The sequence below is a fragment of the Nocardioides sp. genome, from assembly GCF_016462705.1.
Taxonomy (GTDB): domain Bacteria; phylum Actinomycetota; class Actinomycetes; order Propionibacteriales; family Nocardioidaceae; genus Nocardioides.
On sequence record NZ_JAEMSS010000149.1, the window covers coordinates 1 to 10,411 of the forward strand.

Consider the following 10,411-nt stretch of genomic DNA (forward strand, 5'->3'; position numbering starts at 1 on the left):
GTCGAGGCCGCGCACACGGTCACGACGAGCCAGCTGCTCAACGAGTACTTCGCCAAGGAGGCCGGGCTCGACGACTGGCAGCTCGGACTGGGCCACGCCTTCGAGATCGACCCGGACGTCCCCGAGTCGTTCCGGCTCGAGCTGGCGCACGCCATGCTCGCCCGCGAGCTGTTCCCGGACGCACCCCTCAAGTGGATGCCCCCGACCCGGCACATGACCGGCGACGTCTTCCGGGGCTACCTGCTCGACGGGTTCTTCAACCTGGTGGGCGCGCTCACCGGGCAGGGCATCCTGCTCGTCGGGATGATGACCGAGGCGGTGGTGACGCCGTGGCTCTCCGACCGGGACCTGGCGCTCCAGAACGTCCGCTACGTGATGAACGCGGCCGGCAACCTGCACGAGGACTTCCACCCGGCCCCCGACGGGTTCATCGCCCGCCGGGCCCGGGAGGTGCTGGGGGAGTCCATCGAGCTCTTCGAGCAGATCCTCGACCACCCGCACGGCCTGCTGGGCGCGATCGCCGACGGCACCTTCGGGCTGATGAAGCGGCCCGCGAACGCCGGCCGCGGCCTCGACGGCGTGGCCCGCAAGTCGACGGCCTACTACAACCCCGCGACCGAGCTCCTGGAGGCGGGGCGATGACCGTCATCCGGCCCTACGGCGACACCACCGGCGACGGCATGGTGCAGACCAGCTTCACGCTGCCCGTTCCGCACTCCAAGCAGGCCGAGGGCGCCGCACTCCAGCTCGCCAACAAGATGGGGATGGACCCGGCCCTGGTGGTCCACGCCAAGCCGATGGGCCCCGAGTTCACGTTCTTCGTCGTCTACGGGCGGGTCAACCACCTGGTCGACACCGACAAGGTCGTGGTGGTCGAGCGGGACTTCCCCCTGCTCACGCCCAAGGAGGTCAACGCCGCCGTCAAGCGCGGGCTGCGCCGGCGCCTGGTCGTCGTCGGGGCCTGCATCGGCACCGACGCCCACACTGTCGGCATCGACGCGATCCTCAACATCAAGGGCTTCGCCGGCGAGAAGGGCCTCGAGTACTACCGCGAGCTCAAGGTGGTCAACCTCGGGGCCCAGGTCTCCGTACCGCAGCTCGTGGCTCGCGCGAGCGAGGAGAAGGCGGACGCCGTCCTGGTCTCGCAGGTCGTCACCCAGCGCGAGGCGCACCTGCTCAACACCCGGGAGATGTCGGCGGCGTTCCGCGAGGCCTACCCGGAGGCCCGACGGCCCCTCCTGGTCGTCGGTGGACCCCGCTTCGACGAGACGATGTCCCACGAGCTGGGTGTCGACCGGGTGTTCACCCGGGGGACCACGCCCGGCGAGGTGGCATCGTTCCTCGTGCACCGGCTCGTCGAGAGGAAGGCCTCCTGATGACCGCCCCCGGGGAACCCCAGGTCGGCACCGTCGTGACGCACCGCCGCTACGTGCCCTACTCGCACGCGCACTACGCCGGCTCCCTGGTGGATGGCGCCTACGGCCTGGCGCTGTTCGGCGACGTCGCCACCGACCTGTGCATCAGCACCGACGGCGACGAGGGCCTCTTCGCGTCCTACGACGACGTGCAGTTCGTCGCACCGGTGCGCGCCGGTGACGTGGTCGAGGTGAGCGCCGAGCTGGTCCGGGTCGGCAGCCGGTCGCGGGGGATCGCCTTCACCCTGACCGTGGTCGCCCGAGGGGAGCCGACCGACGAGGCCCCCGGTGCGGCCCGGCGCCTGGACCCACCTCTCGTCGCGACCACCGCGACGGGGACGGTCGTCGTCCCCCCACGCCGACCGCTCTAGACCTGGCTCGGCGTGTCGGTCCGACACGCCGCGCAGCGCGGGAAAACCCGGCGAAATCCGTGAACTCGTGGTGAACGGCGGGTGGCCGCTTGACCTGCGAGGACGCGCGTTTGCGCAGGTCACGAGGCGGTTGACAAGCCCCGCTCCAGAGAGTGAAGGTGGCCGCCGTCCGCTCATGCAGATCGCGGGAGGTGCACCGGTCCACCTGTCCTCACCGAGGGTGAGATGCCATCACCTGAACGGTGGGGACGTGGAGATCGGAGCGCTCCGCGAGAGTGGGGGCGGAGGGGCCCGCACCCCCTAGACAACGGCCCGACCACGTCATCCAGTCGATTCTCGGGCTGGACCGAAGGGCTGCGGGGCCCCTCCGACCTCTGCACGGCAGGTAGCGTTGCGCCGTGCTCACCCCGCGCCGCCGACTCCTGTGCGCCGCCGTCGCGGGACTGGCCCTGAGCGCCGCGTTCGAGCCGCTGGCCCTGCCCTGGGTGGTCCCGTTCTCCGTCGCGGCGTTCGCGCTCCTCACTCGCGGTCAGCGGGTGCGCCCGGCGATCGTGCTGGGTCTGGTCTTCGGGGCCACGTTCTACTTCACCCACATCGTGTGGATGCAGGCGGTGGGGATCCCCGCGTGGATCGCGCTGTCGCTCCTGGAGACCTCCTTTTACGGAGTGCTCGGCGCGCTCTCCGCCGTGCTGCAACGTCACCGCCTCTGGCCCTTGTGGTTCGCCGCCGCGTGGACCGCGGTCGAGATCGTCCGCAGCGGCTGGCCCCTCGGGGGCATGCCGTGGGGCCGGCTGGCCTTCGCGGTCGTCGACAGCCCGGTCGCACCCGCGCTGCCCTACGTCGGCGCCGTCGGCGTCACGTTCCTCCTCGCCCTCCTGGGCGCGCTCCTGGCCGCCGTGGCCCGGGCTGCCCTGACATCGGCGCCGGTGCGCCCGGCTGCGCTTGCCCTGGTGGGCCTGTGCGCCCTGCTCGCGCTGCCGGTGGTGATGCCCTGGGACGGCACCGAGAGGGACGACGCCACCGCCACCATCGCGGTCGTGCAGGGCGACGTACCTGGTCGCGGAGACGACATCCTGTACGACTACCGCCAGGTCACCCAGAACCACGCGGACGCGACCGTCGCGCTCGCGGAGCGGGTCGCCGCCGGCGAGGTGCCCGAGCCGGACTTCGTGCTCTGGCCGGAGAACTCCACCGCCACGGACCCGTTCGACGACGCCTCCACCAACGCCCAGATCACCGAGGCGAGCGACGCGATCGGCGTACCGATCCTGGTCGGCGCGATCGCCGACGGTGGACCCAACCAGGTCCTCAACCAGGGCATCGTCTGGGACCCGTACACCGGCGCGGGGGAGCGCTACACCAAGCGACACCCGGTGCCCTTCGGGGAGTACGTCCCGCTCCGGTCGGTGTTCCTCCGCTACAACTTCTTCGACCGGCTCCGCGACGTGGGTCGCGACATGCTGACCGGCACCCGCGACGAGCCACTCGACGTGGGAGGGGTGTCCGTGGCCGACGCGATCTGCTTCGACATCGCCTACGACGACGGTCTCACCGCGCAGATCTCCCGTGGAGCCGAGCTGCTGGTCGTGCAGACGAGCAACGCGACGTTCATCCGGACCGACCAGATCGACCAGCAGTTCGCCATCACCCGGGTGCGGGCGATCGAGACGGGACGGTGGACAGCGGTCGCGTCGACCAACGGCGTGAGCGGCGTGATCGCCCCTGACGGATCCGTCGTCGACGTCGCCGAGCCGCGCACCCAGGACGTGCTGCTCGAGCAGGTGACCCTCATCGACACGTTGACCCCCGCGACCCGGATCGGCCCCTGGTCGGGACGCGTGGCCGCACTTCTCACGGTCGTGGGACTCCTGGTGGCGCTTCGTGGCCGTCGTGCCCGGACCGACACCGAGATCCCGCCGACCCAGGCCGACCCCGAGCTGGTGGGTGCGCGATGACCTCGGACCTGGGCCGCGTCGTGATGGTGGTCCCGACCTACAACGAGGCCGACAACCTGGAGTGGATCGTGGGTCGGCTGCGCGCCGTCCAGCCGACGGTCGACGTCCTGGTCGTCGACGACGGGTCCCCGGACGGCACCGGCGAGGTGGCGGACCGGCTGGCCGGCGCCGACCCGGCGGTCCACGTGCTGCACCGCCACGCGAAGGCGGGGCTGGGCGCCGCTTATCTGGCCGGTTTCGCGTGGGCGCTGGCAGCGGGCTACGACGTGATCGGCGAGATGGACGCGGACGGGTCGCACCAGCCCGAGCAGCTGGACAGGCTGTTGACCGCGCTGGACGACGCGGACCTGGTCATCGGGTCCCGCTGGGTGCCCGGCGGCTCGGTCGTGAACTGGCCGTGGCGGCGCGAGCTGCTGTCCCGCGGGGGCAACCTCTACGTCCGGCTCCTGCTCGGTATCGACGTGCGGGACGCCACCGCGGGCTTCCGGCTGTTCCGGCGTTCGGCGCTGGAGAAGATCGACCTCTCGTCCGTGCAGTCCACCGGCTACGTGTTCCAGACCGACCTGGTCACCCGGTGCCTGCGGGCCGGACTGGTCGTCCGCGAGGTGCCGATCGAGTTCGTCGAGCGGGTGCGTGGCGACTCGAAGATGAGCGGCGCGGTCGCGACGGAGTCGCTGCGCCGGATCACCAGGTGGGGGCTGCGTGAGCGCCGCGACCAGGTCCGCCGGGCGGCCCGACGCGAAGGACGCCGGTCGTGAGCCGGCGCAGGGGAGGGCTCGGCTGGGTCCTGGTGGCCGCGTTCATCGTCGTGCCCCTGGTCGAGATCTACGTCCTGATCCAGGTCGGTCAGGTGATCGGTGTCTGGTGGACGATCCTGCTCCTGATCGCCGACAGCATCCTGGGGACCTGGCTCATCCGCCGGGAGGGCGGACGCGCCTGGCGGGCCCTCCAGAGCGCGCTCAGCAGTGGCCGGATGCCCGCGCGTGAGCTCGCGGACGGGGCGCTGATCCTGGTCGGGGGGACGCTGATGCTCACCCCCGGCTTCGTCACCGACGCCTTCGGCATCCTGTTGATCCTGCCGTTCACCCGGCCGGTCGCCAGACGGCTGCTCACCACCGTGGTGGCGCGCCGGCTCGTGGCGGTCCCGCCACCCGGGCGGCCCCGCGGTGGCGGGTCAGGCCCGGTCGTGCCGGGCGAGGTCGTCGACCCCGACTAGAACTCGCCCCTCCGCGGATCAGGCGGAGGCTTTGCGCTTCCGCGCGTTGGCGCGGTGCAGGTGCGCCGGGCCGATCTGACCGTCGCGCAGCAGCTCGAGGCGCTCCTTGAGGATGTCCTCGAGCTCCTTCTCCGAGCGGCGCTCGAGCAGCATGTCCCAGTGGGTCCGGACCGGCTTCTCCGCCTTGACGACCTTCTCGATGCCGTCGGTGCTGAGTGCCTCGGCACCGCAGCGCGGGCACTCCCACACGGCCGGGATCTCGGCCTCGATGGACATCGTGATCTCGAACTCGTGCGCCTCGGGACAGCGGTAGCCGACCTGCTGACGGGCCGCGAACTCGATGCCGCGCTCGTCCTCGAAGCTCTGGCCTCCCAGGCGGGCTCCACGCAATGTGCGCTCAGCCATGAGGCACCTCCATGTCTTTGTTTCCCCGTTGTGTCTGACGTCCCGGGGGTTGGACGCTGGCCGCGCCACGCAGGTTGCGCGAAGGGCGCATCCTGAACTCCCGAGGTCTTCAACGGTAGCGGGAACCACACTGTTCCCGAAATTTCAAGACGTACCGCCAGTATGCGCGGCAACTGACTAGACCGCCGCGGGAGGCCGCCGCTTGGCGTCAGACCCGGCGGGGGGCGGTGTTGCCGGCGTCCCGGATCCCGCGAGCCGTGTCGACCTTCGCGAGCAGCAGCCCACCGACGATGAAGAACACGATGAGCGCGAAGATGGCCGGTCGGTAGGAGTCGGTGAACTGGTAGACGAGCCCGAACACCAGGGCGCCGAACCAGGAGGTCCCTCGCTCCAGCGCGTGGTAGAAGGAGAAGAACTCGGCCTCCTTGCCACTCGGGATGAACAGCGAGAAGTAGGACCGCGCCAACGCCTGGGTCCCGCCCAGGACGATGCCGATCGCGGCCGCCAGGACCAGGAACGGCACCAGCTCCCCGTCGGGCAGGAACAGGGCGACGGTGACGATGGCCGACCAGATGCCCAGTCCCACGAGGATGACCGGCTTGGCCCCGACCCGGGCCGCGGCCCGGCCGAAACCGAGCGCGCCGAAGATCGCGACGAACTGGACCAGGAGATAGGTGCCGAGCACGGTCCCGGTCTCGAACCCGAGCTCCTCCTCGCCGTACACCGCCGCCTGCCCGATGACGGTCTGGATGCCGTCGTTGAAGAAGAGGTAGGCGAGCAGGAACGTGAGGGCGACCGGGTAGTTCCGCAGCTCTTTGAGGGTCACCCAGAGCTGGCCGAAGCTGCGCTGGACGACGTTGCCCTCGACGTCCTCGACGTCGGTCGGTGGGCGGTCGCGCAGCCCGAAGTACGGGATGAGGGTGAAGCCGGCCCACCACACGGCCGCGGACAGCATGCTGATCCGGACCGCCATGCCCTCGGAGAGCCCGAAGGTGTCGTGCATGGTCACGAGCACGAAGTTGAGGGCGAGCAGGAGGCCGCCGCCGGCGTACCCGAAGGCCCAGCCCCGCGACGAGACCCGGTCCCGCTCGTCCTCGTCGGAGATCAGGACCAGGATGGCGTCATTGAAGACCGCGGCGGCGCCCATGCAGATGTTGGCCACGATGAACGCCGCGATGCCCAGCTGCCAGTTGTTCTCGGTCACGAAGAACAACAGGCCCGCGAACGCCGCGCCCGTCCACGCGAAGCCGGCCAGCAGCTCCTTCTTGCGGGACGTCCGGTCCGCCACGGCGCCGAGGAGGGGCAGCAGCACCGCGGCGATGATCGTCGAGGCGGTGATCGTGTAGGCCGGCAGCGAGCCGGGTGCCAGGGAGAGCCCGAGCAGCGACACCCGGTTGTCGACGGCCTCCTCCTCGGCGATGGCGATCAGGTAGGGGCCGAAGAGGACGCCGGCGATCGTCGTCGCGAAGGCGCTGTTGGCCCAGTCGTACCAGTACCAGGCCCGTTGCTCCTTGGCGCGGTCGAGCGGCCCGAGATCCGCGATCCCTGCTGGATCGGTGGCGGTCATGGCGAGTCCCTCCAGTTGCCGCGCTCGATGAGCACGTCCTTCAACACATCCGTGCGGTCGGTGAAGATGCCGTCCACCCCGCGGTCGAGGAGCTCGCGCATCTCGTCGGGGTCGTCGACCGTCCACACGTGGACGGGACGTCCTGCGGCGTGCGCACGGCGGACCAGGCCACGTGACGCGACGGTCAGCCGCCCCCGACGGTGCGGGACCTGCAGGGCGGCCACCCGGCGACCCGTGAGCAGGTCGGCGAGGCGGCCGCTCGGCAGGAACCGGAACAGCACGACGTCGAGCAGCGACGCGGACGTCGGCACCCGCCCGCGGGTGTGCCTGCGGAACTCGCGGAGCCGGGCCCGGCTGAAGGAGCCGACCAGGACCCGGTCCCACGCCTCCCGCTCGGCGATGAAGTCGGCGAGGGCCCGGGCGGCACCGTCGGACTTGAGGTCGATGTTGAAGCGGGCCTGCGGGAACTCGTCGAAGAGCTGGGCCAGGGTGGGGACCTGTTCCCGCCCGCCCACCAGCGCGCGCCGCACCTGCTCGAAGGTCAGGTCGGTGATCGCGCCCTGCTGGTCGGTGACCCGGTCCAGGACGGTGTCGTGGAACGCCAGCAGGACTCCGTCCGCGGTGACGTGGACGTCGGTCTCGAGGTAGTCGTAGCCGAGCGAGACCGCGTGCTTGAACGCCGCGAGCGTGTTCTCGAGGCCCTCGATCTCGGGGTGGTAGGCCCCGCCCCGGTGCGCGAACGCGAGCACGCCGCCGGGCGTGGCCCACTCGCTGGCCGATCTCGGCGCCTCCCCAACCACGCTGTGCAGTATCCACCCGGCGCGGGTCCGCGGGGAGGCACCACCACCGCGTTAACCTCGGAGACATGGATCCGCTGTCCTGTCCCGTGTGCGAGACCGAGATGGACACCCGCCCGCTCGGTGACGGCGAGGTCCACAGCTGCCCCTCGGGCCACGGGATCTTCCTGCGCCGTGCCGACCTCGGCAGCCTCGTCGAGTCCGAGTCCGACTGGCACCGGCACGCCGGTCAGCACACCCAGCCGATGCCCCGGATCACCGCGGACATGACCGCACCGCCCGCCGGCAAGCCACCGGCGCGCGCCTGGGTCGAAACGCTGTTCTAGGCCCCCCGGCGGCCGCTCACCGAGGTCCCGGGGCGAAGCTCGCGGGGGTATCGGTCAGATGTCCCTGAAGGGCTCGATGTTCGCGCCCAGCAGGTTGAGCCGCTCGGCGAGGTCCTCGTAGCCACGGTGGATGACGTAGGTCGAGCGCAGGACCGACGTGCCCTTGGACGCCAGCATCGCGAGCAGGATCACCACGGCCGGGCGCAGCGCCGGCGGGCACACGACCTCGGTCCCGGAGAAGTGCGTCGGACCCTCGATCATCACCCGGTGCGGGTCGAGCAGCTTGACGTGGCCGCCCAGCTTGTTGAGCTCGGTCAGGTAGATCGCCCTGTTCTCGTACACCCAGTCGTGCAGCATGGTCTGGCCCTCGGCGACGGCGGCGATCACCGCGAAGAACGGCAGGTTGTCGATGTTGAGGCCCGGGAACGGCATCGGGTGGATCTTGTCGAGCGGAGCGTGCAGGTCGGACTCGTAGGTCGTGAGGTCCACCAGCCGGGTGCGGCCGTTGCGGGCGACGTACTCCTCGGAGAGGCCGTAGTGGAAGCCCATCTCGCCGAGCGTCGCCAGCTCGATCTCGAGGAACTCGATCGGAGCCCGGCGGATGGTGATCGACGACTTCGTCACGATGGCCGCGGCCAGCAGTGACATCGCCTCGATCGGGTCCTCGCTCGGGGCGTAGTCGACGTCCACGTCGATCGAGGCGAGGCCGGTGACCGTGAGGGTCGTGGTGCCGATTCCCTCGATCACGACGCCGAGCTTCTGCAGGTAGAAGCAGAGGTCCTGCACCATGTAGTTGGACGACGCGTTGCGGATCACCGTGGTGCCGGGCCTGCGGGCGGCGGCCATCAGCGTGTTGGTGGTCACCGTGTCGCCACGCTCGGTGAGGACGATCGGCGCGCTCGGTTCGATCGCCCGGTTGACCTGGGCGTGGTAGCTGCCCTCGGTGGCCTTCACGTCGAGGCCGAACGAGCGCAGCGCCGTCATGTGCGGCTCGACCGTGCGGGTGCCGAGGTCGCAGCCGCCGGCGTACGGAAGCTCGAAGGTGTCGTAGTCGTGCAGCAGCGGGCCCAGGAAGTTGATGATCGTCCGGGTCCGCCGGGCGGCCACCTCGTCGATCGCGTCGAGCCGCAGCTCCTTGGGAGGCACGATCTCGAGGTCGTTCTCGTCGTTCAGCCAGCGGGTCTGCACGCCGAGGCTGTTCAGCACCTCGAGGATCCGGTTGACCTCCTCGATCCGGGCGACCTTGCGCAGCGTGGTCCGGCCCCGGTTGAGCAGCGAGGCGCAGAGCAGTGCGACCCCGGCGTTCTTCGACGTCTTCACGTCGATGCTCCCGGAGAGCGTGGTGGGACCCGTGACCCGCAGGTGCGTGGGACCGGCCCCGAGCGCGACGATCTCGGAGTCCAGAGCGGCACCGATCCGGGCGAGCATCTCGAGCGAGAGGTTCTGGTGGCCCTTCTCGATCCGGTTGATCGCGCTCTGGCTGGTGGAGAGCAGATCAGCCAGCTGGGCCTGGGTCAGGCCGCGGTGCTTGCGGGCGTCGCGGATGATGTTGCCGATCCGGCCCTTGTAGTCGCCGGTGTAGCCGGTGACCGTGCCCAGAGAGGTCTCACTCATGCGATCCACGGTAACTCACATGTGAGATAAGGCAACTCGGTCGGTCCGGCGAGTCCGAACCGGGGGAGGGCGTGCGGCGTCGGGTGCAAGGATCCAGGGATGCGCGCCACCACCATCCACGGCACCCGCGACATCCGGCTCTCCGAGGTCCCGGACCCGGTGCTCAAGGCGCCGACCGACGCCATCGTGAAGGTGGTGGCGGCCTGCATCTGCGGGTCCGACCTGTGGCCCTACCGAGGGGAGAACGACATCACCCCGGGCGACACGATCGGGCACGAGTGCATCGGGGTCGTCGAGGAGGTCGGAGCGGAGGTCCGCGACGTCGCGCCGGGCGACTTCGTCATCGTGCCGTTCTGCCACTGCGACAACACCTGCCCGCACTGCCGGGCCGGCGTCCAGTCCGCCTGCGCCCACGCCAGCATGACCAGCAGCGGCCAGGCGGAGTACGCCCGGGTCGGCCAGGCCGACGGCAGCCTGGTCCGGACCGACGGGGTGCCCGACCGGGAGCTGTTCCCGTCCCTGCTGGCGCTGACCGACGTGATGGCGACCGGCTGGCACGCCGCGGTCGCGGCCGGCGTGCGCGAGGGCGGGACGGTGGTGGTCGTGGGCGACGGTGCCGTCGGGCTGTGCGGGGTCCTGGCCGCCTCCGTCATGGGCGCCGAGACCATCGTCACGATGTCGCGGCACGAGCCGCGCCAACGGATCGCGACCGAGTTCGGGGCCACCCACCTCGTGGCCGAGCGCG

The 10,411-nt window shown here is 70.6% G+C and carries 12 protein-coding genes; 8 read left to right on the forward strand and 4 right to left on the reverse strand.

Annotation, left to right across the window (positions count from 1 at the left end):
• The 6 genes from JHD21_RS16675 to JHD21_RS16700 all read left to right on the forward strand — a co-directional run.
• Positions 1-642: lysine 5,6-aminomutase subunit alpha (locus tag JHD21_RS16675; RefSeq protein ID WP_292677475.1), on the forward strand; the 642-nt coding region annotated here is incomplete at its 5' end.
• Positions 639-1,376, forward strand: a complete 738-nt coding sequence (locus tag JHD21_RS16680) for an OAM dimerization domain-containing protein (RefSeq protein ID WP_292677477.1) — start codon at positions 639-641, stop codon at positions 1,374-1,376. The genes JHD21_RS16675 and JHD21_RS16680, both read left to right, overlap by 4 nt.
• On the forward strand, positions 1,376-1,786 hold the full coding sequence (locus tag JHD21_RS16685; RefSeq protein WP_292677479.1) for a hotdog domain-containing protein: 411 nt from the start codon (positions 1,376-1,378) through the stop codon (positions 1,784-1,786). Before JHD21_RS16680 ends, JHD21_RS16685 begins: the two co-directional genes overlap by 1 nt.
• A gap of 398 nt (positions 1,787-2,184) precedes the next feature.
• Positions 2,185-3,741, forward strand: a complete 1,557-nt coding sequence (gene lnt, locus JHD21_RS16690) for an apolipoprotein N-acyltransferase (RefSeq protein WP_292677481.1) — start codon at positions 2,185-2,187, stop codon at positions 3,739-3,741.
• Entirely contained in the window at positions 3,738-4,499 is a 762-nt protein-coding gene (locus JHD21_RS16695) for a polyprenol monophosphomannose synthase (protein WP_292677483.1), read from the forward strand. Before lnt ends, JHD21_RS16695 begins: the two co-directional genes overlap by 4 nt.
• The gene (locus tag JHD21_RS16700) at positions 4,496-4,957 is read left to right on the forward strand and encodes an FxsA family protein (RefSeq protein WP_292677485.1); all 462 of its coding nucleotides are present in this window, start codon (positions 4,496-4,498) and stop codon (positions 4,955-4,957) included. The genes JHD21_RS16695 and JHD21_RS16700 overlap by 4 nt, the downstream gene beginning before the upstream one ends.
• An 18-nt stretch (positions 4,958-4,975) precedes the next feature.
• Here the strand turns inward: JHD21_RS16700 and JHD21_RS16705 are convergent, their stop codons facing one another.
• The 3 genes from JHD21_RS16705 to JHD21_RS16715 form a co-directional block, all read right to left on the reverse strand.
• Positions 4,976-5,362, reverse strand: a complete 387-nt coding sequence (locus JHD21_RS16705; protein ID WP_292677487.1) for an RNA polymerase-binding protein RbpA — start codon at positions 5,360-5,362, stop codon at positions 4,976-4,978.
• 208 nt (positions 5,363-5,570) lie between these two features.
• Positions 5,571-6,929 carry an MFS transporter gene (locus JHD21_RS16710; protein WP_292677488.1) on the reverse strand — a complete coding sequence of 453 codons (1,359 nt, stop codon included), beginning with the start codon at positions 6,927-6,929 and terminating at the stop codon, positions 5,571-5,573.
• On the reverse strand, positions 6,926-7,729 hold the full coding sequence (locus tag JHD21_RS16715; protein WP_292677490.1) for a glycerophosphodiester phosphodiesterase: 804 nt from the start codon (positions 7,727-7,729) through the stop codon (positions 6,926-6,928). The genes JHD21_RS16710 and JHD21_RS16715 overlap by 4 nt, the downstream gene beginning before the upstream one ends.
• A gap of 65 nt (positions 7,730-7,794) precedes the next feature.
• Here JHD21_RS16715 and JHD21_RS16720 point away from each other — a divergent pair, with 65 nt between their 5' ends.
• Positions 7,795-8,052, forward strand: coding sequence for a zf-TFIIB domain-containing protein (locus JHD21_RS16720; protein WP_292677492.1), 258 nt, complete (start codon positions 7,795-7,797; stop codon positions 8,050-8,052).
• A gap of 54 nt (positions 8,053-8,106) precedes the next feature.
• Here the strand turns inward: JHD21_RS16720 and JHD21_RS16725 are convergent, their stop codons facing one another.
• Complete coding sequence (locus JHD21_RS16725; RefSeq protein WP_292677495.1) at positions 8,107-9,666, reverse strand: UDP-N-acetylglucosamine 1-carboxyvinyltransferase; 1,560 nt, start codon at positions 9,664-9,666, stop codon at positions 8,107-8,109.
• Between the two features lie 99 nt (positions 9,667-9,765).
• Between JHD21_RS16725 and JHD21_RS16730 the strand changes: the two genes are divergently transcribed.
• The coding region (locus JHD21_RS16730) for an alcohol dehydrogenase catalytic domain-containing protein (RefSeq protein ID WP_292677497.1) at positions 9,766-10,411 on the forward strand (646 nt) is incomplete at its 3' end.

Coding starts and splice junctions, on each gene's coding strand:
- JHD21_RS16685 (WP_292677479.1), top strand. CDS start 1,376: ATGACCGCCCCCGGGGAACCCCAGGTCGGCACCGTCGTGACGCACCGC.
- JHD21_RS16725 (WP_292677495.1), bottom strand. CDS start 9,666: ATGAGTGAGACCTCTCTGGGCACGGTCACCGGCTACACCGGCGACTAC.
- JHD21_RS16695 (WP_292677483.1), top strand. CDS start 3,738: ATGACCTCGGACCTGGGCCGCGTCGTGATGGTGGTCCCGACCTACAAC.
- JHD21_RS16680 (WP_292677477.1), top strand. CDS start 639: ATGACCGTCATCCGGCCCTACGGCGACACCACCGGCGACGGCATGGTG.
- JHD21_RS16710 (WP_292677488.1), bottom strand. CDS start 6,929: ATGACCGCCACCGATCCAGCAGGGATCGCGGATCTCGGGCCGCTCGAC.
- JHD21_RS16705 (WP_292677487.1), bottom strand. CDS start 5,362: ATGGCTGAGCGCACATTGCGTGGAGCCCGCCTGGGAGGCCAGAGCTTC.
- JHD21_RS16720 (WP_292677492.1), top strand. CDS start 7,795: ATGGATCCGCTGTCCTGTCCCGTGTGCGAGACCGAGATGGACACCCGC.